The organism is Corynebacterium glutamicum ATCC 13032 (assembly GCF_000011325.1).
In the GTDB taxonomy this organism is placed as follows: Bacteria; Actinomycetota; Actinomycetes; order Mycobacteriales; family Mycobacteriaceae; genus Corynebacterium; species Corynebacterium glutamicum.
This window is the reverse complement of record NC_003450.3, coordinates 3,142,070-3,166,024: the sequence shown is the minus strand read 5'-3', so window position 1 is coordinate 3,166,024 and position 23,955 is coordinate 3,142,070. Positions and strand designations below refer to the sequence as shown.

Genomic DNA, 23,955 nt, shown 5'->3' with positions numbered 1-23,955 from the left:
TTGAGCGGAAGGAACCTCATGAGCACTCCCCACCACCACGGTGATCACCCCGCTCCGGAAACAGACCACACCCACCACCCGAATCATGCCGGTCACGAGCACCATGCGGATGCCGCCACCCACGGCCAGGCCATGCCGCACGATCATCCGCATTCCACTGTCGATGAAGAACATCAGGTCCACAGTCACGGTGAACACGCCGGCCACAGCGCCGCGATGTTCCGGGACCGCTTCTGGTGGTCGCTGATCCTGTCGGTTCCGGTGGTGTTCTTCAGCCCGATGTTCGCCGACCTGCTGGGATATAATATTCCGGAGATTCCGGGAGCCTACTGGATTCCTCCGGTCCTGGGCACGATCATCTTCCTCTACGGCGGCACCCCCTTCCTCAAGGGCGCAATGACCGAGCTGAAATCCCGCCAACCGGGCATGATGCTCCTGATCGCCATGGCGATCACCGTGGCGTTTATCGCCTCCTGGGTCACCACCCTGGGGCTGGGCGGGTTCCACCTAGATTTCTGGTGGGAACTGGCCCTGCTGGTGACCATCATGCTGTTGGGCCACTGGCTGGAGATGCGCGCTCTTGGTGCAGCCTCCTCCGCGCTTGACGCGCTGGCAGCGCTCCTGCCCGATGAGGCCGAGAAGGTCGTCGACGGGACCACCCGCACCGTAGCGATCTCAGAGCTGGCCGTCGACGATGTCGTGCTGGTCCGAGCAGGTGCCCGCGTCCCGGCCGACGGGACCATCATCGACGGAGCGGCCGAATTCGATGAGGCCATGATCACCGGCGAATCCCGACCCGTCTACCGGGATACCGGTGAGACCGTGGTGGCCGGCACCGTGGCCACCGACAACACCGTCCGTATCCGGGTGGAGGCCACCGGTGGGGACACCGCCCTGGCAGGCATCCAGCGCATGGTCGCCGACGCCCAGGCCTCCTCCTCCCGGGCCCAGGCCCTGGCCGATCGAGCCGCAGCCTTCCTGTTCTGGTTCGCCCTGATCACGGCCCTGATCACCGCCGTGGTCTGGACCATCATCGGCAGCCCCGACGATGCCGTGGTCCGCGCGGTGACCGTGCTGATCATCGCCTGCCCGCACGCCCTGGGCCTGGCCATCCCGCTGGTCATCGCGATCTCCTCCGAGCGCGCCGCGAAATCCGGGGTGCTCATCAAGGACCGCATGGCACTCGAGCACATGCGCACCATCGACGTCGTCTTGTTCGATAAGACCGGCACCCTGACCGAAGGCGCACACGCCGTCACCGGCGTGGCTCCGGCCACGGGTATCGCCGAGGGTGAGCTGCTGGCCCTGGCCGCCGCCGCTGAGGCCGATAGTGAGCACCCCGTGGCCCGCGCGATCGTGACTGCCGCGGCCGCACACCCGGAGGCCTCGCAGCGTCAGCTGCGCGCAACCGGTTTCACCGCCGCCTCCGGCCGCGGGATCCGGGCCACCGTCGACGGTGCCGAAATCCTCGTGGGCGGGCCGAACATGCTACGCGAGTTCAATCTGACCACCCCGGGTGAGCTCGCCGACATCACCGGTTCCTGGGCACAGCGAGGTGCCGGAGTGCTCCATGTCGTCCGCGACGGTGAGATCATCGGTGCGGTGGCAGTGGAGGACAAAATCCGCCCCGAATCCCGCGCGGCGGTACGCGCCCTGCAGGCCCGCGGGGTGAAGGTGGCGATGATCACCGGTGACGCCACCCAGGTCGCCCAGGCAGTGGGCAAGGATCTGGGGATCGATGAGGTCTTCGCCGAGGTTCTGCCGCAGGACAAGGACACCAAGGTCACCCAGCTGCAGGAGCGCGGTCTGAGCGTGGCCATGGTCGGCGACGGTGTCAATGACGCCCCGGCCCTGGCCCGGGCCGAGGTCGGTATTGCGATTGGCGCGGGTACAGATGTGGCGATGGAGTCCGCCGGGGTGGTCCTGGCCAGTGATGATCCCCGGGCCGTGCTGTCGATGATCGAGCTCTCCCATGCCAGCTACCGCAAGATGGTCCAGAACCTGGTCTGGGCGACCGGGTACAACATCGTGGCCGTTCCGCTGGCCGCCGGTGTGCTCGCCCCTATCGGTGTGCTGCTTCCCCCGGCGGCGGCCGCCATCTTGATGTCCCTGTCCACGATCATCGTCGCCCTCAACGCCCAGCTGCTACGCCGGATCGACCTGGACCCGGCTCACCTAGCTCCGACCGACGGGAAGGAGGAGAAGGCTGCTGTGAGCTCTGCAGCCCCCGTCCGCTGACTTTCAATCCTTCATCGACTCCCCCATACACAACCTCCGAAAGGGAACCCCCATGAAGCGCACTATCACCATCGCCGCTCTCGCCTTGACCTCCACCCTGGTTTTGTCCGCCTGCGCAGATAACACTGAGGGAGAAAACACCGACACCACGACCATCGCCACTACGTCCGCCCCCGACACCACCGAAACGACCGGGGCCACCACGGATCCTGAGACAGAGACGGGGGCGGCCGGAGAGGTCTCCGCCGAGCACAATGATGCGGACATCATGTTCGCGCAGATGATGATCCCGCATCACCAACAGGCCGTGGAGATGAGTGAAATCCTCCTGGCCAAGGACGATATCCCGGCCGAGGTCATCGAGTTCACCCAGGGTGTTATCGATGCCCAGGGCCCGGAGATCGACCGGATGAATACCATGCTCGAGACCTGGGAAGAAGATCCGGTCACCGGTGATATGGGTGAGATGGACCATGGCGGGATGAGTGGAATGATGAGCGAGGAGGACATGACAGCCCTCGAGGACGCCCAGGGCACCGAGGCTGCCCGGCTCTACCTTGAGCAGATGACCGCCCACCATGAGGGCGCGGTCGATATGGCCCGCGATGAGGTCACTGATGGCCAGAACCCGCAGGCCATCGCTCTGGCTGAGCAGGTCATTGAAGATCAGGAGGCCGAGATCGCCGAGATGGAGCAGATGCTCAACGAGCTCTGAACAAGGACATTCCCCGACCACCCCAGATGAGAAACACGACCATACGACCATCGGGCCAAACCAGGATTTCCGGGAAGGACAATCAGCATGCCGAATAAAATCAAGGTTGCAGTAAACGGGTACGGTGTCATCGGTAAACGTGTAGCCGACGCGGTGAGAGCCCAGGAGGACATGGAACTCCTCGGGGTCAGCGACGTCACCACCGATTACCGATGACACCGTACCCGGATGTAGGTCTTATCCACCCGCCAGGAACTGGCCTGCTAGTCAGGTACCTGCCGGTACCACCGTGTTTGCTTGTCCAGCTCAGGGGCGTATGTCTGGACCCAGCGGTGAGAATCGTGGTGTGATCGACCGGCACGCCCCGCTGAAGTCATCGTTTCCTCCAGATCTTAGGTCAGCTCACCCCGTAGCGGCAGTGACCTGCGCACTGCCTACAGAATGATGTCACGGGGGAAATGACGACCGGAGAAGGTACCCATGGCTGTGATTATTTCACGTCGCTCTTCCTACTGCCCAAACTTTGCAACAGCACCGCGCGGAAGACCATCGGAGTAATCCAACCAGATGCCGAAGTCCGAGAGACGTTACGACCGGGTTATGCCACGAACGCGGATTCTTTGACCATGGCCGGCCATGTCGTCGCCATCGAGTTCGCTACCGTCGCCGCCGCCAACAATTACTGACGAGCTTAAGTCCCTGACGTGTGGCAAAGAGCGATCCCTGACCGGCCGCTGGTTTTGACCATCACGATCAACCGCAATCGAAGAGCTTGCGCAATGGGTCGGATGTAGTTGACTCGTCGCGTGATGCTGCAATAAACTTGCGTTCCTCATGAATAATCGTCGCCCATCTCGATGTCAGTGACCGAAACCAAGCGCTGACCGCTATCCTGCGCATCGGCCCGCCCACGGAGGATCCCTACCACTGACACGTCAGAGTCCACTTTTTTACGTACTGCGCTAACTTCTCGGGTCATCAGGGAAGGCGCATGAACAAAAACATCGTCTCCTCACCATTCGATGCTTCCCAGACCGGCTCCGAAAGGTTGTTTATATGCACAAAATATCGATCGAGGCCCTCGCCCGCAAGCAACTTAAAGAGGCCGTCGCCGCCCCTAGTGCTCGTGCCGCCGATACCGTCTTCGGCGGGCACGAAAAAATTCTGCGGCAGACCGTCGTCGGGATACGTCAGGGTGCTGAGCTCGGAGAGCGCGACAATCACGATGAATCCACGATTTATGTCCTACAAGGGCGTGTCCAACTCAGGACGGGCGATGAGACCTGGATAGGTCGCAGCGGTGATCTGTTGATCGTGCCGCGATCTCGGCACAGCCTCGAAGCAATCGAGGACTCCGCTGTTTTGATCACCATTGCCAAACTGACGCAATAAGAAAGATAGGGACTTCCCCTGGGGTGTTTGAGCCCGCCGAGGGTCCGTCTTCCGCGGCGAGACCATGGACCGGCACCGTTCGATCACCGGCCTCCTGCCCCTGATGTTTGTACCAGCATGCGACGGTGACCAGCTGACCGGTTCCACTATCCTTACCGCTACTGGTGGCGGGGATAATCGAAAATATGTGCCCCTTGGTGAAGGGTCGGGGAGCTAATAGGATGACAGTGAACCTATTTTCCACGTCTTTATCCGTAGTATTGGAGATCCGATGACCTACACAATCGCCCAGCCCTGCGTTGATGTCCTGGATCGAGCCTGCGTCGAGGAATGTCCCGTGGACTGCATCTACGAGGGCAAACGGATGCTCTACATCCACCCCGATGAGTGCGTCGACTGCGGTGCCTGCGAGCCCGTCTGCCCGGTTGAAGCCATCTTCTACGAAGATGATGTTCCCCACGAATGGTGGGACTACACCGGCGCTAACGCCGCCTTTTTCGACGACCTCGGTTCGCCAGGCGGTGCCGCCAGCCTGGGTCCGCAGGACTTCGACGCCCAGCTCGTCGCGGTGCTGCCGCCACAGAACCAGAACTAGGACCTGATATCGGCCCTAAACAAGGAGAACCTGACTGCGATGTTTCATGTCCCTCGTACCAATAGTTGTTCCTGGCCTGTCATTGTGATGGTCGAAGGTCGACCTGCAGAAGATCATTGACCAAATCACCACCAAGGGTGCGAGCGTGCACTTCATCAAGGAAAACCTGATCTTCTCGGCGGAATCCAATGCTTTGCGGGCCCAGCTCATGCTGAGCATTCTCGGCTCCTTCGCTGAGTTCGAACGCTCCATCATCCGGGAGCGCCAAGCCGAGGGGATCGCCTGGCGAAAAAGGCCGGCAAGTACAAGGGCCGCAAACGCGCCCTCACCCCGGACGACGTCGAGAAAGCCCGGAAACGGGTAGAAGCTGGTGAGTCCAAGGTGTCGATCGCCCAAGACCTCAGAATTGGCAGAGCCACCCTCTACCGAGCGCTATCCAATAACGATAAGGACTAATTCTCATCGCTCATGACCTGTGCCGGTAGGGTGGCGGCATGGCAGGTCGGGGACTAGATTCCCTCCAGTGAGTGACGTGTGGCGAAGGAGTTTTACGATGGAATCCGCAGGGCGACCCCGGGTGACGCCGTTAGAAGAAGGAGCGCTGTTTGAAACTAAACGGATGGAAGCGGCGTCGGGAATTTCCTGGCCCAGACACAGAGCATCAACCGAATCGGTGCTCGTCGTCACCGAGGGGCGATGCATCGTTCAGTTCTCTGCCGAAGACCGTGGTGTGAGCGCGGGAGACAGCCTCGTCATTCCCGCTGATATCTGGCACGAGATCGTGGCAGACCCAGAGTTTAAGGCTGTCCACATCATGCCGAAGGAGATCCGGTTCACCTTCTCCACGTGATCTCCAGGAGTAATTCACCCTCCTCGGCTCCCTTCGTGGAGTTCGAGCGTTATCGGATCCATGAGTGCCAGGCCGAGGGTATCGACCTGGTTAAGGCGGCCAACCGCTAACAACGTCAGGGGCACGAAGTTCGATAACGAGCAACCCCAGGTGATCATGGAAAAGATCGTGGCCCACGTACCCAAGGGCCAGGTCGCCCGCGAGGACAAAGTCAACCGGCCCCCCTCTACCGCATGCTTGAGCATGAGTAGGTGCCTCTTCTCGCATCTCGAGGCCGGAGTCCACGTTCCAGGAGATCTCCCGGAGAGTAACGGGACGTGTCAACGAAGAGATTAGCCCCGAAAGACGGCGAGGGTTGGCTCTGCTTCGTTGTGGGAAAACTAGGCCCTTAATAAGCTGTGCTTATAGGGTCTCCTGCACCGATAAAGGACTGATGATCATCTCCACTAACACCGCTCACCCCCTGCACGAACCGCACGTACCCAGCCACCACAATCGTATGAATACTCTGCGTGCCGGTGTGCTGGGTGCTAATGACGGTATCGTCTCCATTGCTGCGCTACTGCTCGGTGTGATCGCCACCGGCGCCAGTGACACCGTCGTGTTCGGCGCTGGTTTGGCCTCAACGATCGCGGGGGCGGTATCTATGGCTCTCGGTGAGTACGTCTCTGTCTCCTCACAGCGTGATACCGAACGGGTGCTCATCGCAAAAGAAGCGAAGGAGCTGGCCGAAGACCCGACGGCCGAGCACGTCGAGCTGTCGGAGATCCTACACTCCTACGGCATCTCCCCTGAGACTGCGAACCAGGCGGCCACCGAGATCGGGCAGGGCGACGCCTTGGGCGCCCACCTTCAGCTCGAGCTCGGTATTGATAATGAGCAACTGACCAGCCCCTTGGCCGCCGCCTTCTCCTCGGCCGTGGCTTTCCTGCTCGGAGCACTGCTGCCGATGGTGTCGGTATTCATCGCCCCTGCAGGCTGGGACGCCGGCGTGGTCTTCGTAGTCACGCTGCTGGTCCTGGCGGTGACCGGGTTCATCTCAGCCCAGATCTCGGGTACCTCCCCAATGCGCGCGTGCGGGCGCCTGGTGATCGGTGGTGCCCTCGGCCTGGCCCTGACCTACGGTGTCGGTGTTTTGTTCGGGGCCGCAGTCTGAGGTGCCTCGGGACAGAAAAGGGGGAATGCGGGTTTTGTGGTGGCTGGGCGTTTTCGTCGACGCCTGGACGAAGTGATCGGCGCCGACCTCCTTGCAGACCATCCGGGGCCTGGATGGACCGCTGCCCCAGGCGGTCGCCAGTTATGGTCCGGCTGACTACTCGTTTCTCCTCCGGCAGGTAACCACACTGGTGCTATGAGATGTTTTCTGAGAAGACGACTACCGAGTAGGCCACCACTGTCAGGCGAGATTCTGCTTGCTGGCCTCGGCGGTGAGATAGGCATGGGGGAACCGAGGATCCCAGTGACTACTGGTGACCTGGAAACCCGCGGTCTCCAGTGCCTGGGCAAGCTCGGGCAGTGGCCACCGGTAGGCGGTGGCCACGGGATGATACATCGGTTCCAGAGAAGGCCCGGAGAAAAAGGACATCAGCAGGCCACCACCATCCTCCACCGCCATCCGCAGTGCGACCAGGGCGTCGGGCAGCTCGCCCGGGCCCATGTGGATCAGGGAGTACCAGGCCAACAGGCCTGCCCAGCGCTTCGGCGAGTCTGAGAGGTCGGTAATAGTGCCGTGGTGAAAGGTCACTGAGGGATGTGTCTGACGAGCGAGCTCTACGAGCCGTGTCGCTGGTTCCAGTCCCTCGATCTGGTGTCCGAGGCTCGCGAGGTGACCGGTCCACCGCCCGGTACCAGAGCCCACATCGAGGATCACCCCGTCGACGCCGGTCGCCCAGGGCTCGATGAGCACGCGGTCGGGGTCCTCGGCCGAGATTACCGTTCCGAGCAGTGCCTCCGCATCAAAGGTCGGTGAGCTGTAGGCCTTGCTAACGTCATCTGTTGCCATGAGGAACACCCTAGGCGTTCCAAGCCTTCCGGTACACGGCGTGCGGTTGTCGGCAGTCGCGCGGCTAGTGCCCGCGAGTCTGGATTCTAACGGCCTGTAGGACGACACAGCATCGGGGAAAGCGAGCCATCGTTGATGGTACGGCGTCTCGGGCACTGCTCCTGACACCGCTTGGCTACCCCCTCTGCGGGGATTGTCCCTTATTTTTCCTTTCTTATCAGGTTAGCGTGAGACGCATCATACGTAATTTTCCATTGTATGTAGCTATTGACGGTCACGATTTAAGGAGTAATCCGTGGAGATCAACCCAGATTTCCCCCTGTGGCTGCGGGCCACGCACCTGATCAATTTCGTTCTCATCGGCATGCTATTGCGCTCCGGGTGGGAGATTCTGTCGTCCATGCCGCGGTTGTGGTGGCGCAATGACTGCGCCCCGGGCACGGAATGGCTCCGGGTCACCAAATGCAAACTGCCCAAGGAGGAAGGGTCTACACCTCACTGATGGACGAGAAGTCCCTTTCCCCGTTGATCGGTCTGCCGGGTCGGGAGAACATCGGCCTGGGCCGACACTGGCACGGTCTGTCGACGATGTTGCGGGTGCTCAACGGCATCGTCTACGTCGTTCTGCTGTTCGCCACCGGGCTGTGGCAAGGCATTATCCCCACCTCCTGGGACGTCTTCCCCGAGGCGTGGGAGACATTGAAGGTTTACCTGGGCTTTCGTGCCCCAGGCATCGAGCACTTCACCCCCCTATGACGCCTTGCAAATGCTGGGCTACACCTTCGTCATCTTTATCCTGGCGCCGTTTCTCATCCTCACCGGAATAGCGATGGCCCCGGCCATCCGGTCCCGCTTCCCGTGGTACGTCAAACTCTTCGGCGGCCACCAGGGTGCACGTTCCCTGCACTTCATCGCCATGGTGTTGATGACGGGCTTTGTCATCATGCACGTCGGCCTGGTTTTTTGGTCCATGGCGACTACAACATGGTCCACATGGTCTTCGGCGATATGAACACTGACCGTGCGGCGCAGGCCTACATCATCGTGATCACCACCATCGTCATGGTGGTGTTGTTCTGGATCGTGCTCAGCTATTGGTCGCTGGCTGACCGGGCCCGCGCCCAGCGGTTCACCGCCAGCATCACGGAGATCGGACGCAAAATCTTCCTCAACCGGCTGCGTCCCCGGATGAGCAGGCAGAACACCTACACGGACAAGGACATCTCGCAGTTCCACTGGACCAATGGCCTGCCGCCGACCGATGATGAATCCCCCGAGTGGATCGCCGCCCGCGACAACGAGTGGGAGGGATACACCATCACCCTCGGCGACGATCCCAACGGCACCGAGAAAACCATCACCCTCGACGATCTGCGGGAGCTGCCGCAGACCTCGTATGTCGCCGTCCACACGTGCATGCAGGGCTGGTCAGCTACCGCCCGGTGGACAGGGGTGCGGTTACGTGATGTTTTGTGTCATGACCTTGTGCACACCCTAGACCTTCACCACAGGCATAGTCCTCGGCTGCTCACAATTGAGATCATACCTAAACCCCTGCCCCCAGAAACCCGATGCAAGATCATCGATTTCGATCTGTTCGCACCGAACAGTCCCTCGATCGAAGAGTTCTGCAGTCGGCTTAAAATATCGCGGCGCAGCTTCTACAACATCCGCAACCGATACCAACAAGATGCCAGTGCAGCGCTGCATCCACGCTCCAGCGCCCAGATCACCTCCCGGCGAACATACGATGAATCCATCACCAGTATCTTGTTGGCCATCCGCGCACCGCCTGAAAGCCCAAGGATGGGAATACGGTCCGATCTCTATCCGATTCGAAGGCATCGCCACCGGGGAACTGACTGCACCGATTCCATCCGTCTCAACTATCGCTTGCTTGTTACGCGCTGCAGGAGCAGTCGAAAGTAACCCTAAGAAGCGACCAAAGTCGTCGGTGGTGAGGTTTCAACGAGGTCAAGCTATGGAAATGTGGCAAATAGATGGTTTCATTTACACGCTGCACGATAGTGATCTGACTCGGGTAACGATCTATCAAATCCTTGATGATGCCACTCGGTTTGATGTCGGAACCTGTGTCTTTCCCGCGAATGAAAACTCAGTCGATGCCCGAACAGTGCTAGAACAAGCGATTGCTCATTTTGGTGCCCCGCATGAATTACTCAGTGATAACGGCTCAGCGTTTAACCGGATGCGGCAAGGATACGTCGGAAGTTTGGAAAGCTATCTCGCGACGGTGGGGTGTTTAAGCATTACCGGCAAGCCTGGGCATCCTCAAACCCAAGGTAAAAACGAACGCGGCCACCGCACACTATTTCGTTTCCTTCAAGCTCATCAACCACACACACTTGAGGAATGTGCGCACTATATTGAACAGTTCCGTGATCATTGCAACAATCGTCGTCCACATCAGGGGTTGCCGAATAATCTCACTCCGGCTGCGGCCTGGGAGATTGTGGGGTGTGTGGAGCAACAACCCCCGATTGATCCCGTCGTGCTTCAACAGCAAGCTGATCACTATGCCCGTCGTCGAATTGAGAAGCAATCAGATGTCTCGCTTGTTCGGCAGGAGGAATCTGTTCCGGTGTCTAAGATGCAGCAGACCGAGCAACGTCGACGGGTACGTCGTTTTGGTAAAAAGCCGGTGGATCCTGATGTGTTTACGTTTGCTGGGAATAATCAGAAGGTGGTGTTCCAGGGGATGCGTATTTCTGTTCCTCGTACGATGAGGGACAGGGAGTTTTATCGGACGGTGACGGCAACTGAGCTTGGTTTCTGGGATGCGATAACCGGGGAGCTTGAGTTGTTGATTTCGTTGCCGGTTGTGGCGATTGCCCGGGGTAAGTCGTATATCAGTTCTTACAACATTCGTGGGGTGTGGATGCAACACCCGACGCTGTTGTGGCAACGCAAACGTGATGAGGCTGAGAAGCGATTTAAGTCGATAGATCCGGGGGATCTACTGCGCTAGAAACTTGTCCCGAGGGTGAGGGTTGGTGTGCACACTGCTGTGGCTTTGTGTGTGCACAACCTAGTGGGATCGGGCGTGCGCAAGGATATGATATTGAGTGTGCACAACGTGCTGACACTTTACAGTCTGGTTTTAGTCCGGTTTTAGGATTGGACCCCCTTGAATTGAGGTCGTCTGGGGCGAAATCGCGGGCGCCAAGGCCAAAACTGGCGATACAGGCCTGAAGTGACGCCCGAAGTAAAGCCGGAATCTTACGAAGTCCCTCCAAACCTAAGGGCGCACCACCTTCACCCCTGATGAAGACCCCGAACCATCCCCCATTTTTTCAAATGAGCGTTCAGCAGAGTGCAGTTTTGCGTAGACTCGGGTTCTGAGCAGCGAATCGGATTCAGTGATTTGCTTGCGGGCGCAGAAATGATTTTTCAATTAGACACACTTAGACACACGTAACTAAAACCTCAGGGAAGTGACTGATAATGGCTAATCCGCTCAGCAAGGGCTGGAAGTATCTCATGGCATCGTTCGACAACAAGATCGATGAGAATGCAGATCCAAAGATCCAAATTCAGCAAGCTACAGAAGCTGCCCAGAAGCAGCACCAGCAGATTATGCAGCACGCTTCTCAGATTATCGGTCAGCAGAAGCAGCTTGAGATGAAATTGAACCGCTTGGTTACTGACCGCGATAAGTTGCAGGAACAGGCTCGTCAGGCAATTCAGTTGGCAGATAAGTCCGCAAACGAAGGCGACAGTGTTAAGGCTCAGGAGTTCAACAACACTGCTGAGGTTTTTGCTTCCCAGTTGGTAGCTGTGGAACAGCAGTTGGAGCAGACTACTGCGCTTCATCAGCAGGCTGAGGTTGCGGCGAAGGATGCTGTTGCGAAGTCTAAAGAGTCTGAGATGCGCCTGAAAGAGCAGATGTCTCAGATTGATGCTCTACGTGCGCAGGCTGATCAGGCGAAGATGCAGGAAAGTGTCACTAAGTCTATGGATTCTTTGAATCAGTTTGGCACTCAGGATTCTTCTGTTCCTACCCTTGATGCGGTGCGTGAGAAGATCGAGCGTCGATACGCAGATGCTTTGGGCGCGCAGGAACTTACCCAGAACACTGTTAGTGATCGCATGGCTGAGATTGCGCAGTCCGGCACCGATATGCGGGCGTCAGCTCGTTTGGCTGAACTTCGCGCGGAGGCGCTGGGCACGTCCGCAACGCCTAAGGGCCAGCTAGAGGCAGGTGTCGAGGATGCGGAAGAACTTATCGACGAAACCTCCACCCCTTCAGCTACCCCAGAAACCGCAAGCCCAGAAGCTGATGCTCCAGAAGCATCCGCAGACGAGTCCGAGAAGAAATAACCTAAACACAAAAAACTGGGGCTAACTCCGAAAGGAATTAGCCCCAGTTTTTTGTGATTCTAGCTATCTCGCTGGTTGAGCAATACACCACGGATTCCGGAGTGAAAGCCATCGCGTAAAGCTACGCGCTGCGCTTCAGTCAGGGTGTATTCGTGGAGAGTTTCACAAGCAAACTGCAGAAGCGGGCGATCGATCTCTGGTGGAAGTCCGCCACCAGACAATAGATGAGCCTGATCTCTTTGAGTGCTGGTAGCTGCGTTTTCAAACCACCACGATGCGTACTGTTGCCCGACATCGTAAGGAGTTTGGAATCCTGCTGTTGCCCACACTTCGTTGGGAAGCGGAACGTAGCGGGAACGAAGCTTGCGGCGGGGAGCCATCATCGAAGGGCTGGGGATCTTTGGACGTGAGTCCTCGATTTCAGCTTCGACTTCCGAATGTTCCTCAGTGTCAGCTGGGGCTTTCGGTGGAATATCCGCAGGGCTTGGAGCTTTTGGTTTTGGAGTTCCCGGCTTGGGGGATTCTTGCTTTTGGGGCTCTGCCTTTGGAGTCTTAGGTTTCGCCGGAGTGGGCTTAGCTGCTTCAGGAACCGTGGGAGCTTCCGGAGTGGGAGCTTCTACGCCTGATTCCGCTACTGGAGCAGCTGGTTCTCCAAAAAACTCAGTTACCTTGATTTCAGCGGCCTCGAAAGACTCGGTGATTTCTCCTGAATCAGCGGTTTGACCTTCGTGTTTGGAGATCTCATACTGCGCTTCACAGACCTGTTCCGACAAAGCTTCGGCAGGTTCACTTGGGCGTGGAGAGAATTTCTCATCTTTCGCGCTGACCTCTTCAAATGGTGAGGCGACGCCTGGAACTGGAGTGAAATCCAAATCCTCGATGGGTTCTGCATCGTTGATGGGCTTTACCCGAACGACAGGGGGTAGTGGACCTTCGAGAACCTGCAGCTGCATGCATTCAGCAAAATCTTCTCGAGGATCCAAAATGGTGGTGGTGTCACAGCAGTGGCGCAGTTGGGAGGACATGGAATCCCAGCCGAAGCCGTAGAGGTGAACGCGAAGGCCTGCATTGGCAGCTTCTTGAACACCGGGGATCATGTCGGCGTCGCCACTGACGAGCACGATATCGGAGCATTGTCCGCGAACACCTGCGAGAACGAGGTCTGCAACAAGGCGGGTATCTACTGCCTTTTGTGTGCGGCGTTCGCCCCATTCAATTAATTGGCCAGCACGAAGTTGCACACCATCGCAGGTGCGTAGTGCTCGTTGATAGCGGTGGGGGCCGGAATCGGGGATTCCGTCGTACCACATTTGGCGTTGTACTGGCTGTTTAAGTTGTTGTTCAATCATCCTTCCTAATACCCCGACTACTTCGGGGAGGTCGATTTCTAATTGGGCACGTGCCCCTGTCTCCCAAGAGTTGTAAAAGCTTGCGAGCAGGTAGGACGTATCCACGAATACCTGTGTGCGTTCAAGCATGGCTCCTAATTCCGATTCTGTTTAGTAAACGTTGAGTTAAAATCTATTCATCCAAGCATGCCTTATCTTGCGAATATGCGTCCATTTTAAGTGGGTAGAGACTGCATAACACTTGGTATTACCCGAAAGTAATGTCGTTAATACTGTTTTTAATGGCTATAAAGAGGCATAGGGTTAGTTATATGAGTAACCAACCATCGGGATCGTCGTGACCGTGCCTCTGTATAAACAGATCGCTTCTTTGATTGAGGACTCCATCGTTGACGGAACCTTGAGCATTGATCAACGCGTGCCTTCTACTAATGAACTAGCCGCGTTCCATCGCATTAATCCCGCCACCGCACGCAACGGCCTGACCCTCCTTGTCGAAGCCGGCATCCTCTATAAGAAGCGTGGCATTGGCATGTTCGTCAGCGCCCAGGCCCCAGCACTCATCCGAGAGCGGCGAGATGCCGCCTTCGCGGCTACTTATGTAGCACCGCTTATCGACGAATCCATCCACCTTGGTTTCACTCGTGCGCGCATTCACGCCCTTTTAGACCAGGTCGCTGAAAGTAGGGGCCTGTACAAGTAGCGCTTAAACCCTCTTGACCTGGGAAGTTGCGGACTGTTGTGCGGGTGTGTAAATTAATTCCAGTCAGCGCGACCAACAACGCCCCAACACATAAGAGATTATGTGGACAGTGAGGCGGATCTAGGAAAACAAACGCTCGACAAACCAACAACACTTCATCGAAGTCAACAAACACCGATTTGGTGAAAGTAAACAAGATGAAGTAACGTTGAACAAGCTGCCAACAAGACACCAACACAAACAAATGTTGATGCTCTTATGGTGTGCGTATGTTGTTTGAGAACTCAATAGTGTGCCATTTATTATTTTTGTCACTACCACAGATCACCTTGGGTGATGTGTGGTGGGTCATGCCGGGTGGTGGATCGCCAATTTTATCCATCACTGTAAACAATAATCTTATTGTTGGCATGATTTTGTGGGTCTGCTTGTTCCCCGTCAAGGGATTCAGGCCCACGTTGAAGGCACGATGATCCTTATGTGGGTTGTGGTGTTTTTTTAGAATCATTATTTTTTGATAATGCCAGTAACACCCCATTCTCCAACTGTCACCTTTGTGTGTGGTTGGTGGGGGTGTTGTTGTTTTTGTCAGGTGTTGGGCTTTTCACGGCCTGAACAATCTTTTTTATTGTTTTTTTGTGGAGAGTTTGATCCTGGCTCAGGACGAACGCTGGCGGCGTGCTTAACACATGCAAGTCGAACGCTGAAACCGGAGCTTGCTTTGGTGGATGAGTGGCGAACGGGTGAGTAACACGTGGGTGATCTGCCCTACACTTTGGGATAAGCCTGGGAAACTGGGTCTAATACCGAATATTCACACCACCGTAGGGGTGGTGTGGAAAGCTTTATGCGGTGTGGGATGAGCCTGCGGCCTATCAGCTTGTTGGTGGGGTAATGGCCTACCAAGGCGTCGACGGGTAGCCGGCCTGAGAGGGTGTACGGCCACATTGGGACTGAGACACGGCCCAGACTCCTACGGGAGGCAGCAGTGGGGAATATTGCACAATGGGCGCAAGCCTGATGCAGCGACGCCGCGTGGGGGATGAAGGCCTTCGGGTTGTAAACTCCTTTCGCTAGGGACGAAGCCTTATGGTGACGGTACCTGGAGAAGAAGCACCGGCTAACTACGTGCCAGCAGCCGCGGTAATACGTAGGGTGCGAGCGTTGTCCGGAATTACTGGGCGTAAAGAGCTCGTAGGTGGTTTGTCGCGTCGTCTGTGAAATCCCGGGGCTTAACTTCGGGCGTGCAGGCGATACGGGCATAACTTGAGTGCTGTAGGGGAGACTGGAATTCCTGGTGTAGCGGTGAAATGCGCAGATATCAGGAGGAACACCAATGGCGAAGGCAGGTCTCTGGGCAGTAACTGACGCTGAGGAGCGAAAGCATGGGTAGCGAACAGGATTAGATACCCTGGTAGTCCATGCCGTAAACGGTGGGCGCTAGGTGTAGGGGTCTTCCACGACTTCTGTGCCGCAGCTAACGCATTAAGCGCCCCGCCTGGGGAGTACGGCCGCAAGGCTAAAACTCAAAGGAATTGACGGGGGCCCGCACAAGCGGCGGAGCATGTGGATTAATTCGATGCAACGCGAAGAACCTTACCTGGGCTTGACATGGACCGGATCGGCGTAGAGATACGTTTTCCCTTGTGGTCGGTTCACAGGTGGTGCATGGTTGTCGTCAGCTCGTGTCGTGAGATGTTGGGTTAAGTCCCGCAACGAGCGCAACCCTTGTCTTATGTTGCCAGCACATTGTGGTGGGTACTCATGAGAGACTGCCGGGGTTAACTCGGAGGAAGGTGGGGATGACGTCAAATCATCATGCCCCTTATGTCCAGGGCTTCACACATGCTACAATGGTCGGTACAGCGAGTTGCCACACCGTGAGGTGGAGCTAATCTCTTAAAGCCGGCCTCAGTTCGGATTGGGGTCTGCAACTCGACCCCATGAAGTCGGAGTCGCTAGTAATCGCAGATCAGCAACGCTGCGGTGAATACGTTCCCGGGCCTTGTACACACCGCCCGTCACGTCATGAAAGTTGGTAACACCCGAAGCCAGTGGCCCAACCTTTTAGGGGGGAGCTGTCGAAGGTGGGATCGGCGATTGGGACGAAGTCGTAACAAGGTAGCCGTACCGGAAGGTGCGGCTGGATCACCTCCTTTCTAAGGAGCTTTATTAACCCACATCAGACTGTGTCTGGTTGGTGGGTTGTTGGTGTTGGAACCCGTATGTGGTTGCCATCAACATATTTTTAATCGGGTGGAGATGACCCCTCGGGTGACAACAACACAGCAAACAGTGCTGTGATTAATAGGTGGCATGCTGTTGGGTGTCTGGAATGACATCGCAAGCATCACCTTTTGGTGGTGTGTGTGGGTTGTTTCTAACATCGAGCATCGTCAACACGGGTAGAGAATGTTGTGTTCTTTGGTTGTGGTGGGGGTGGTGTGTTGTGTGAGAACTGTATAGTGGACGCGAGCATCTTTATTTTTTTGTTTTTTGTTGTGTGATACCGAACGCGCCCGCACTTTGTGTGTGGGTTATAGTATTTTGTTTGTTGTTTTGTAGGGCACACGGTGGATGCCTTGGCATATCAAGCCGATGAAGGACGTGAGAGGCTGCGTTATGCCTCGGGGAGTTGCCAACTAAGCGTTGATCCGAGGATGTCCGAATGGGGAAACCCAGCCGCAGTGATGTGTGGTTACCTGCCAGTGAATGTATAGCTGGTGTGGAGGTTTACACGGGGAAGTGAAACATCTCAGTACCCGTAGGAGAAGAAAACAATTGTGATTCCGTTAGTAGTGGCGAGCGAACGTGGATGATGGCTAAAACTTATGTGTGTGATACCCGGCAGGGGTTGCATGTAGGTGGTTGTGGGGCAATGACGTTCATATTCTGCCGGATGTGGGCATGTGCTGCGTGGTTAGTGGAAGTGGTGTGGAAACACCTGCCGTAGAAGGTGAGAGTCCTGTACACGAAGATCATGGTGGTGTGTGTGGTTGTTGATACCCCGAGTAGCAGCGGGCTCGTGGAATCTGCTGTGAATTAGCCGGGACCACCCGGTAAGCCTGAATACTTGATATGACCGATAGCGGATTAGTACCGTGAGGGAATGGTGAAAAGTACCCCGGGAGGGGAGTGAAATAGTACCTGAAACCGTGTGCTGTCAATCCGTCAGAGCATCCTTTGTGGTGTGATGGCGTGCCTTTTGAAGAATGAGCCTGCGAGTCAGCGGCATGTCGCGAGGTTAACCCGTGTGGGGTAGCCGTAGGGAAACCGAATCCTAACGAGGGTGTTTTAGTGGCATGTCTTGGACCCGAAGCGGAGTGATCTACCCATGGCCAGTGTGAAGCAGCTGTAAGAGGTTGTGGAGGCGCGAACCCACTTAGGTTGAAAACTGAGGGGATGAGTTGTGGGTAGGGGTGAAAGGCCAATCAAACTCCGTGATAGCTGGTTCTCCCCGAAATGCATTTAGGTGCAGCGTCGTGTGTTTCTTGCCGGAGGTAGAGCTACTGGATGGTTTAGCGGGACCAACATCTTAGCGACATCAGCCAAACTCCGAATGCCGGTAAGTTAGAGCACGGCAGTGAGACTGCGGGGGATAAGCTTCGTAGTCGAGAGGGAAACAGCCCAGATCGCCGGCTAAGGCCCCTAAGGGTGTGCTAAGTGGAAAAGGAGGTGGGGTCGCGAAGACAGCCAGGAGGTTGGCTTAGAAGCAGCCATCCTTGAAAGAGTGCGTAATAGCTCACTGGTCGAGTGATTCCGCGCCGACAATGTAGTGGGGCTTAAGTACACCGCCGAAGCCGCGGCAATGATCTTTATAGGATTGTTGGGTAGGGGAGCGTCGTGCATGCGTTGAAGCTTTGGGGTGACCTTGGGTGGAGTGTGTGCGAGTGAGAATGCAGGCATGAGTAACGAATGATGCGTGAGAAACGTATCCGCCGGATGACTAAGGGTTCCTGGGTCAAGTTAATCTTCCCAGGGTGAGTCGGGGCCTAAGGCGAGGCCGACAGGCGTAGTCGATGGATAACGGGTTGATATTCCCGTACCCGAGTATGAGCGACCATGGTGAATCAGTGATACTAACCACCCATAAGCACCCGCGAAAAGGCTTTGCTTTTTTGTGGTGTGTGGTTGCGTGGGACCTGATCTGGTAGTAGCTAAGTGATGGGGTGACGCAGGGAGGTAGCTCAGCCACTTATTGGATTGTGGTGTAAGCGTGTGGCACGCAGTGTTGGTAAATCCGCACTGTTTTTGTGTGAGGCGTGATGCGGAGCCCGTAAAGGGTGAAGTGGGTGATCCTGTGCTGTCGAGAAAAGCCTCTAGCGATGTTGATATTCGGCCCGTACCCTAAACCGACACAGGTAGTCAGGTAGAGAATACTAAGGCGTTCGGGTGAACTGTGGTTAAGGAACTCGGCAAAATGCCCCCGTAACTTCGGGAGAAGGGGGGCCACGGCGTGTGAACAACTTTTCGTTGGGAGCGTGTTGTGGTCGCAGAGAATAGAGGGAAGCGACTGTTTACTAAAAACACAGGTCCGTGCGAAGACGTTTAAGTTGATGTATACGGACTGACGCCTGCCCGGTGCTGGAAGGTTAAGAGGACCGGTTAGGAAAACTTGTTTTTTCGAAGCTGAGAATTTAAGCCCCAGTAAACGGCGGTGGTAACTATAACCATCCTAAGGTAGCGAAATTCCTTGTCGGGTAAGTTCCGACCTGCACGAATGGCGTAACGACTTCCCTGCTGTCTCAACCACAGGCCCGGTGAAATTGCAGTACGAGTAAAGATGCTCGTTACGCGCGGCAGGACGAAAAGACCCCGGGACCTTCACTATAGCTTGGTATTGGTGTTTGATTCGGTTTGTGTAGGATAGGTGGGAGACTTCGATCATATGACGCTAGTTGTGTGTGAGTCGTTGGTGAAATACCACTCTGATCGGATTGGATGTCTTAACCTTGGCCCATGATCTGGGTTGGGGACAGTGCCTGGTGGGTAGTTTAACTGGGGCGGTTGCCTCCTAAAATGTAACGGAGGCGCCCAAAGGTTTCCTCAGCTTGGTTGGTAATCAGGTGGTGAGTGTAAGTGCACAAGGGAGCTTGACTGTGACACTGACAGGTGGAGCAGGGACGAAAGTCGGGACTAGTGATCCGGCACCTACTTGTGGTTGTGGTGTCGCTCAACGGATAAAAGGTACCCCGGGGATAACAGGCTGATCTTCCCCAAGAGTCCATATCGACGGGATGGTTTGGCACCTCGATGTCGGCTCGTCGCATCCTGGGGCTGGAGTAGGTCCCAAGGGTTGGGCTGTTCGCCCATTAAAGCGGCACGCGAGCTGGGTTTAGAACGTCGTGAGACAGTTCGGTCTCTATCCGCCGCGCGCGTTGAAACTTGAAGGAAGGCTGTCCCTAGTACGAGAGGACCGGGACGGACGTACCTCTGGTGTGCCAGTTGTTCCGCCAGGAGCAGGGCTGGTTGGCTACGTACGGGAGGGATAACCGCTGAAAGCATCTAAGCGGGAAGCCTGTTTCGAGATGAGGTTTCTTTTGAGGTTCCCTAGAGATTATGGGGTTGATAGGCCAGATCTGGAAGCACTGTGAGGTGTGGAGGTGACTGGTACTAATTTACCGATAACAACAAACCATTTATGGTTTGGTGTAACGCAACGTAACGAAAACAGAACAATATGTGTTCGCGTCCATTATGCAGTGTCTGACACAGCACAACCAACCTGTTGGTTGGTTTGGTGTGTGGTTGTGTCGGTGGTGATAGTAGCAGGGAAACGCCCGGTCCCTTTCCGAACCCGGAAGCTAAGCCTGGTTACGCTGATGGTACTGCACTCGGGAGGGTGTGGGAGAGTAGGTTACCGCCGACCAAAAACTTAAAATAGTATGGATAAGCCCAGAAACACTGTGTGTTTCTGGGTTTATTCGTGTTTGAGGGGGTGTGGTGGATACACATGGTTGTGTGTTCACTACACCCTCTCTTTTTTGTGTTTGTGGGGGTCTTGGGCCCCTTGTGCACGCGGCACCTGCGCCTGGGGGCAAGCGTCGACAAGCGCACCTTTCCGTGGTTTATAGGGCTTGTAGAGAGCCTTAAAATGGGCTGACATGCCAAGATGGGGCCGAAGTGCTCGAAGCGACAGAAAAGCCAGTGTAGGGAAAACTACACCGGCTTGAAAAAGTGCTTGAGCGTCTGGGTGATGTCTACGAGGCCTACAAACTTCCCGTAGGTCGATTACTCACAAAGGTACGTTCCTCGTTGGTTTGAGGATCCACGAAGGTTAGCGTGCGGGCGATGAGGTGCATTGGGGTGGTGTAGTCCTCATCGTCGACTGCGTGGAGGACGGGGTAGAGGGGGTCGCCGAGGATGGGGGCTGCGAAGTCGCGCATGTGGATGCGCAGCTGGTGGGTTTTGCCTGTTGAGGGGGCTAGAACGTAGCGCGCTTGGCGGGGGAGTGGGCCGTGCATTTCTTCGAGGATGCTCTGTTCGGCGTCTTCGACTGGGGTGACTGACACCAGTTCAGTGCGTGCGTTGACGGGGCCTTCCACGACGAAGGCTTGCACGATGCCGCGTTCTTTTTCGATGCGGGATTCCCAAATCGCGGGACCATCATCAAGTAGCCCTGGAACGAATTCTGCGATTGCCTCATAGGTTTTGGACGCCTCACGTCGGGCAAACAAGGTTTGGTAAGCGCCACGGAGTTCTGGTTTTTTCACCATGACTAACACACCGGAAGTCAGGCGATCGAGGCGGTGAGCTGGGGTGAGATCGTTGTTTCCAGTCAGCACACGCATTTTCACCAGAGCGGTTTCGGTGATGTGGCGGCCACGAGGCATGGTTGCTAGGTAGGGTGGCTTGTCAATGACGAGGATGTCATCGTCTTCGTGAATGACATGAATTTTGTAAGGGATCGGCCGTTCGGCGGCGGGCATGCGGTAGAACCAAATGTCGTCGTCGGGCTGAACCATGGTGTCGGGGGCGTAGGGCTCGCCGTAGTGGTTGACAACAAGGTCGGCGTCGAAACGCGCTTGAAGCGCTTCGGCGTTGTCGGCCGGATTGCGGTGGCGCTGCGTGGAAATGAGGTATTCAACAAAATCGATGGCGCGGATCGGCGCCGCGTCGAGCGGCAAGCGCACACGGGAAGGGTTGAGGCCGTCGCGGATGGGTAGCGGCGCTTTCATTTTTGGCTTTTGTACTACCCTGTTAGACATGGACTTCAACGCAATCATCAACCCAATCATTGAATTCTTCAGCACAGATCTCGGTGCTGTGATCGCTCAAATCAGCCGCACCTTGTTTGACCTGCTTTTCCCTTCAAACACTGATGCCGCAGTGGTGAATGCTGGATAAGTTTTTAACATGTCTAGTGTAGTCGGGGAAGGCCCAAAACCACGATTGAGCGTGCTTGATCTCGTCGCGCTGAGTGAAGGGATGACGGCCGGCGAGGCCATTGCACACAGTGTTCGCGCTGCGCAGATCGCCGAAGAGCACAATTATGCGCGTTTCTGGGTGGCGGAGCACCACAACTCGGAAGGCTTGGCATCTTCCGCGACGACGCTGCTCATGGGTCATATTGCAGGCCACACTTCACGCATTCGCGTTGGCTCCGGTGGCATCATGATGCCCAACCACTCCGCGCTGCACGTCGCCGAAGAACTCGGCACCCTTGAGGCCATTTACCCCGGCCGCATCGAGGCCGGCCTAGGGCGCGCACCAGGAACCGACCCCATGACGGCGCGGGAATTGGGTCGGGCAAGTTCGCTTGTCGACGACGTCCTCTCCACAATCGTCTCCCTCCAGAATTATTTGGACACCCCCGAAGAACGCCCGAACATCATCGCGCATCCAGGAATAAATTCCCGTGTGCCGCTATTCATGCTGGGATCTTCCCTCAACGGCGCTGCGATGGCCGCTAAATTAGACCTTCCATTCGCCTTCGCCAGCCACTTCGCACCCTTCCAAATGGGGCCCGCCATCGCCTCCTATCGCGAACTAGCAGCCAATCCTTATGTCATGGCCGCAGCGAATGTCCTGGTGTGCGACACCGAGGAAGAAGCCGAATTCCAGATCTCCACACTGCACCAAATGTTCGCCGGAATCGTGACGAACTCCCGCGGCAAACTTGCCCCACCAGTGCGGAATCTGAAAGACAAACTCGACCCGATGATCTGGAAACACATCGAAGATTCATTGGAAATGACTTTCATCGGAACAGCCGAATCAGTGGTATTACAACTGCAGGAATTCGCTGATCGCTACAAGTTAGATGAGATCATTACAGTCACCTACTCCTACGACCCCGAAGTCAGGTTCCGCTCCATAGCTGCACTTGGCACGGCATGGAATTAGTGTCAAAAGCCTCAAAAATACTGGTACTAACCAGCTGTGCGGATCGGGTATCCGCGCTACACTTAGAGGTGTTAGAGATCATGAGTTTCCACGAACTGTAACGCAGGATTCACCAATCAATGAAAGGTCGACCGACATGAGCACTGAAGACATTGTCGTCGTAGCAGTAGATGGCTCGGACGCCTCAAAACAAGCTGTTCGGTGGGCTGCAAATACCGCCAACAAACGTGGCATTCCACTTCGCTTGGCTTCCAGCTACACCATGCCTCAGTTCCTCTACGCAGAGGGAATGGTTCCACCACAAGAGCTTTTCGATGACCTCCAGGCCGAAGCCCTGGAAAAGATTAACGAAGCCCGTGACATCGCCCATGAGGTAGCGCCAGAAATCAAGATCGGGCACACCATCGCTGAAGGCAGTCCCATCGACATGCTGTTGGAAATGTCTCCCGATGCCACAATGATCGTCATGGGTTCCCGCGGACTCGGCGGACTCTCCGGAATGGTCATGGGCTCCGTCTCCGGTGCAGTGGTCAGCCACGCAAAGTGTCCAGTCGTTGTTGTCCGTGAAGACAGCGCAGTCAACGAAGACAGCAAGTACGGCCCAGTCGTCGTCGGTGTGGATGGCTCCGAAGTCTCCCAACAGGCAACCGAATACGCATTTGCGGAAGCTGAAGCTCGTGGCGCCGAACTCGTTGCAGTTCACACCTGGATGGACATGCAGGTACAGGCATCACTTGCAGGTCTTGCAGCTGCTCAACAGCAGTGGGATGAAGTGGAACGTCAGCAAACCGACATGCTGATCGAACGCCTCGCACCACTGGTGGAAAAGTACCCAAGTGTAACCGTCAAGAAGATCATCACCCGTGACCGCCCAGTTCGCGCACTTGCAGAAGCATCTGAAAACGCGCAGCTCCTAGTCGTTGGTTCCCATGGTCGTGGCGGATTTAAGGGCATGCTCCTTGGCTCCACCTCCCGCGCACTGCTGCAATCCGCACCGTGCCCAATGATGGTGGTTCGCCCACCTGAGAAGATTAAGAAGTAGTTTCTTTTAAGTTTCGATGCCCCGGTTTCCTGATTTTGTGCAGGGAGGCCGGGGCATTGGTGTTTGCGGGTTAGTTCGGGCCATTCGAAAGGGAGAAACCAAGGGCAGCCAGACAGACGTGCCAAGAATCTGGATTTCCGCCAGGTTTTGGCACGCCCGTCTGGTTTAGGCAATGAGATACCGAACACACGTGCCAAAAGTTCGGCTTTTTCGCCGATCTTGTCACGCCTGCCTGGTTTGTCTTGTAAAGAGTGATTTCATGGCCGAGACTCCTAAAAGTTTGACCTCACAGGATTGCTTCTAAGGGCCTCTCCAATCTCCACTGAGGTACTTAATCCTTCCGGGGAATTCGGGCGCTTAAATCGAGAAATTAGGCCATCAC

General features: G+C 56.3%; 21 protein-coding genes, 3 rRNA genes and 2 pseudogenes. 22 read left to right on the top strand and 4 right to left on the bottom strand.

Annotation, left to right across the window (positions count from 1 at the left end; all coding sequences use genetic code 11):
• Positions 1-18: 18 nt before the first annotated feature.
• The 3 genes and pseudogenes from CGL_RS14755 to CGL_RS15850 form a co-directional block, all read left to right on the top strand.
• On the top strand, positions 19-2,238 hold the full coding sequence (locus tag CGL_RS14755; protein ID WP_011015526.1) for a copper-translocating P-type ATPase: 2,220 nt from the start codon (positions 19-21) through the stop codon (positions 2,236-2,238).
• Between the two features lie 52 nt (positions 2,239-2,290).
• Positions 2,291-2,953 (top strand): DUF305 domain-containing protein, encoded by a 663-nt coding sequence (locus CGL_RS14750; protein WP_011015525.1) that lies wholly within the window; start codon positions 2,291-2,293, stop codon positions 2,951-2,953.
• An 87-nt stretch (positions 2,954-3,040) separates the two neighbouring features.
• Positions 3,041-3,166, top strand: a pseudogene (locus CGL_RS15850) (type II glyceraldehyde-3-phosphate dehydrogenase); the annotation flags it as partial.
• A 53-nt stretch (positions 3,167-3,219) separates the two neighbouring features.
• Here CGL_RS15850 and CGL_RS14740 read toward each other — a convergent pair.
• Positions 3,220-3,435: pseudogene (locus tag CGL_RS14740) on the bottom strand (IS6 family transposase); the annotation flags it as partial.
• On the opposite strand from CGL_RS14740, the gene CGL_RS14735 reads away from it, so the two are divergent.
• From CGL_RS14735 to CGL_RS14710, 7 genes are all read left to right on the top strand, one after another.
• Positions 3,412-3,639, top strand: coding sequence for a hexameric tyrosine-coordinated heme protein (locus CGL_RS14735; RefSeq protein WP_024127858.1), 228 nt, complete (start codon positions 3,412-3,414; stop codon positions 3,637-3,639). The pseudogene CGL_RS14740 and the gene CGL_RS14735 sit on opposite strands and share 24 nt — an antisense overlap.
• A gap of 370 nt (positions 3,640-4,009) precedes the next feature.
• A complete protein-coding gene (locus CGL_RS14730) occupies positions 4,010-4,345 on the top strand; it encodes a cupin domain-containing protein (protein WP_003859505.1) in 336 nt (111 codons plus the stop codon).
• 271 nt (positions 4,346-4,616) lie between these two features.
• A complete protein-coding gene (fdxA, locus tag CGL_RS14725; RefSeq protein WP_011015524.1) occupies positions 4,617-4,940 on the top strand; it encodes a ferredoxin in 324 nt (107 codons plus the stop codon).
• Positions 4,941-5,085: 145 nt separating this feature from the next.
• Positions 5,086-5,304 carry a recombinase family protein gene (locus CGL_RS15790; protein ID WP_011015523.1) on the top strand — a complete coding sequence of 73 codons (219 nt, stop codon included), beginning with the start codon at positions 5,086-5,088 and terminating at the stop codon, positions 5,302-5,304.
• On the top strand, positions 5,223-5,396 hold the full coding sequence (locus CGL_RS15785; RefSeq protein ID WP_020948655.1) for a helix-turn-helix domain-containing protein: 174 nt from the start codon (positions 5,223-5,225) through the stop codon (positions 5,394-5,396). Before CGL_RS15790 ends, CGL_RS15785 begins: the two co-directional genes overlap by 82 nt.
• A gap of 121 nt (positions 5,397-5,517) precedes the next feature.
• A complete protein-coding gene (locus CGL_RS14715) occupies positions 5,518-5,790 on the top strand; it encodes a cupin domain-containing protein (RefSeq protein ID WP_231133819.1) in 273 nt (90 codons plus the stop codon).
• 433 nt (positions 5,791-6,223) lie between these two features.
• Positions 6,224-6,946 carry a VIT1/CCC1 transporter family protein gene (locus tag CGL_RS14710; protein WP_011015522.1) on the top strand — a complete coding sequence of 241 codons (723 nt, stop codon included), beginning with the start codon at positions 6,224-6,226 and terminating at the stop codon, positions 6,944-6,946.
• Between the two features lie 240 nt (positions 6,947-7,186).
• Here the strand turns inward: CGL_RS14710 and CGL_RS14705 are convergent, their stop codons facing one another.
• Positions 7,187-7,792, bottom strand: a complete 606-nt coding sequence (locus tag CGL_RS14705; RefSeq protein WP_227747684.1) for a class I SAM-dependent DNA methyltransferase — start codon at positions 7,790-7,792, stop codon at positions 7,187-7,189.
• A 501-nt stretch (positions 7,793-8,293) separates the two neighbouring features.
• On the opposite strand from CGL_RS14705, the gene CGL_RS14700 reads away from it, so the two are divergent.
• The 5 genes from CGL_RS14700 (at position 8,294) to rsmP (ending at position 12,133) form a co-directional block, all read left to right on the top strand.
• The gene (locus CGL_RS14700) at positions 8,294-8,548 is read left to right on the top strand and encodes a hypothetical protein (RefSeq protein ID WP_011015520.1); all 255 of its coding nucleotides are present in this window, start codon (positions 8,294-8,296) and stop codon (positions 8,546-8,548) included.
• 10 nt (positions 8,549-8,558) lie between these two features.
• Positions 8,559-8,804, top strand: a complete 246-nt coding sequence (locus CGL_RS14695) for a cytochrome b/b6 domain-containing protein (RefSeq protein ID WP_034983375.1) — start codon at positions 8,559-8,561, stop codon at positions 8,802-8,804.
• Positions 8,786-9,721 carry a molybdopterin-dependent oxidoreductase gene (locus CGL_RS14690; protein WP_227747683.1) on the top strand — a complete coding sequence of 312 codons (936 nt, stop codon included), beginning with the start codon at positions 8,786-8,788 and terminating at the stop codon, positions 9,719-9,721. Before CGL_RS14695 ends, CGL_RS14690 begins: the two co-directional genes overlap by 19 nt.
• 52 nt (positions 9,722-9,773) lie before the next feature.
• Positions 9,774-10,781 carry an integrase core domain-containing protein gene (locus CGL_RS14685; protein WP_011015518.1) on the top strand — a complete coding sequence of 336 codons (1,008 nt, stop codon included), beginning with the start codon at positions 9,774-9,776 and terminating at the stop codon, positions 10,779-10,781.
• A gap of 476 nt (positions 10,782-11,257) precedes the next feature.
• The gene (rsmP, locus tag CGL_RS14680) at positions 11,258-12,133 is read left to right on the top strand and encodes a rod-shaped morphology protein RsmP (RefSeq protein ID WP_003855053.1); all 876 of its coding nucleotides are present in this window, start codon (positions 11,258-11,260) and stop codon (positions 12,131-12,133) included.
• A 59-nt stretch (positions 12,134-12,192) separates the two neighbouring features.
• Here the strand turns inward: rsmP and CGL_RS14675 are convergent, their stop codons facing one another.
• Positions 12,193-13,611, bottom strand: coding sequence for an NYN domain-containing protein (locus CGL_RS14675; RefSeq protein ID WP_011015516.1), 1,419 nt, complete (start codon positions 13,609-13,611; stop codon positions 12,193-12,195).
• Positions 13,612-13,819: 208 nt separating this feature from the next.
• Here CGL_RS14675 and CGL_RS14670 point away from each other — a divergent pair, with 208 nt between their 5' ends.
• The 4 genes from CGL_RS14670 (at position 13,820) to rrf (ending at position 20,054) form a co-directional block, all read left to right on the top strand.
• A complete protein-coding gene (locus CGL_RS14670) occupies positions 13,820-14,185 on the top strand; it encodes a GntR family transcriptional regulator (protein ID WP_011015515.1) in 366 nt (121 codons plus the stop codon).
• A 635-nt stretch (positions 14,186-14,820) separates the two neighbouring features.
• Positions 14,821-16,344: ribosomal RNA gene (locus CGL_RS14660) — 16S ribosomal RNA — on the top strand.
• 391 nt (positions 16,345-16,735) lie between these two features.
• Positions 16,736-19,822 (top strand): 23S ribosomal RNA (locus CGL_RS14655).
• A 115-nt stretch (positions 19,823-19,937) separates the two neighbouring features.
• Positions 19,938-20,054: ribosomal RNA gene (rrf, locus tag CGL_RS14650) — 5S ribosomal RNA — on the top strand.
• Together the 16S, 23S and 5S rRNA genes form the textbook arrangement of a ribosomal RNA operon.
• A gap of 340 nt (positions 20,055-20,394) precedes the next feature.
• Here the strand turns inward: rrf and CGL_RS14645 are convergent.
• Positions 20,395-21,363 carry an RluA family pseudouridine synthase gene (locus tag CGL_RS14645; RefSeq protein WP_011015513.1) on the bottom strand — a complete coding sequence of 323 codons (969 nt, stop codon included), beginning with the start codon at positions 21,361-21,363 and terminating at the stop codon, positions 20,395-20,397.
• A gap of 28 nt (positions 21,364-21,391) precedes the next feature.
• Between CGL_RS14645 and CGL_RS15480 the strand changes: the two genes are divergently transcribed.
• From CGL_RS15480 to CGL_RS14635, 3 genes are all read left to right on the top strand, one after another.
• Positions 21,392-21,532 carry a hypothetical protein gene (locus tag CGL_RS15480; protein WP_003862521.1) on the top strand — a complete coding sequence of 47 codons (141 nt, stop codon included), beginning with the start codon at positions 21,392-21,394 and terminating at the stop codon, positions 21,530-21,532.
• A 9-nt stretch (positions 21,533-21,541) separates the two neighbouring features.
• Positions 21,542-22,531 carry an LLM class flavin-dependent oxidoreductase gene (locus CGL_RS14640; protein WP_011015512.1) on the top strand — a complete coding sequence of 330 codons (990 nt, stop codon included), beginning with the start codon at positions 21,542-21,544 and terminating at the stop codon, positions 22,529-22,531.
• A 136-nt stretch (positions 22,532-22,667) separates the two neighbouring features.
• Positions 22,668-23,573 carry a universal stress protein gene (locus tag CGL_RS14635; RefSeq protein WP_011015511.1) on the top strand — a complete coding sequence of 302 codons (906 nt, stop codon included), beginning with the start codon at positions 22,668-22,670 and terminating at the stop codon, positions 23,571-23,573.
• The last annotated feature ends 382 nt before the right edge of the window (positions 23,574-23,955 follow it).

Bases quoted from the DNA above. Each gene is read 5' to 3' on its own strand.
- CGL_RS14640 (WP_011015512.1), top strand. From the start codon at position 21,542: ATGTCTAGTGTAGTCGGGGAAGGCCCAAAACCACGATTGAGCGTGCTT.
- CGL_RS14695 (WP_034983375.1), top strand. From the start codon at position 8,559: ATGCTGGGCTACACCTTCGTCATCTTTATCCTGGCGCCGTTTCTCATC.
- CGL_RS14700 (WP_011015520.1), top strand. From the start codon at position 8,294: ATGGACGAGAAGTCCCTTTCCCCGTTGATCGGTCTGCCGGGTCGGGAG.
- CGL_RS14730 (WP_003859505.1), top strand. From the start codon at position 4,010: ATGCACAAAATATCGATCGAGGCCCTCGCCCGCAAGCAACTTAAAGAG.
- CGL_RS14705 (WP_227747684.1), bottom strand. From the start codon at position 7,792: ATGGCAACAGATGACGTTAGCAAGGCCTACAGCTCACCGACCTTTGAT.
- CGL_RS14710 (WP_011015522.1), top strand. From the start codon at position 6,224: ATGATCATCTCCACTAACACCGCTCACCCCCTGCACGAACCGCACGTA.
- CGL_RS14675 (WP_011015516.1), bottom strand. From the start codon at position 13,611: ATGCTTGAACGCACACAGGTATTCGTGGATACGTCCTACCTGCTCGCA.
- CGL_RS14645 (WP_011015513.1), bottom strand. From the start codon at position 21,363: ATGAAAGCGCCGCTACCCATCCGCGACGGCCTCAACCCTTCCCGTGTG.
- rsmP (WP_003855053.1), top strand. From the start codon at position 11,258: ATGGCTAATCCGCTCAGCAAGGGCTGGAAGTATCTCATGGCATCGTTC.
- CGL_RS14690 (WP_227747683.1), top strand. From the start codon at position 8,786: ATGGTCTTCGGCGATATGAACACTGACCGTGCGGCGCAGGCCTACATC.
- fdxA (WP_011015524.1), top strand. From the start codon at position 4,617: ATGACCTACACAATCGCCCAGCCCTGCGTTGATGTCCTGGATCGAGCC.
- CGL_RS14735 (WP_024127858.1), top strand. From the start codon at position 3,412: ATGACGACCGGAGAAGGTACCCATGGCTGTGATTATTTCACGTCGCTC.
- CGL_RS14635 (WP_011015511.1), top strand. From the start codon at position 22,668: ATGAGCACTGAAGACATTGTCGTCGTAGCAGTAGATGGCTCGGACGCC.
- CGL_RS15480 (WP_003862521.1), top strand. From the start codon at position 21,392: ATGGACTTCAACGCAATCATCAACCCAATCATTGAATTCTTCAGCACA.
- CGL_RS14750 (WP_011015525.1), top strand. From the start codon at position 2,291: ATGAAGCGCACTATCACCATCGCCGCTCTCGCCTTGACCTCCACCCTG.
- CGL_RS14685 (WP_011015518.1), top strand. From the start codon at position 9,774: ATGGAAATGTGGCAAATAGATGGTTTCATTTACACGCTGCACGATAGT.
- CGL_RS14755 (WP_011015526.1), top strand. From the start codon at position 19: ATGAGCACTCCCCACCACCACGGTGATCACCCCGCTCCGGAAACAGAC.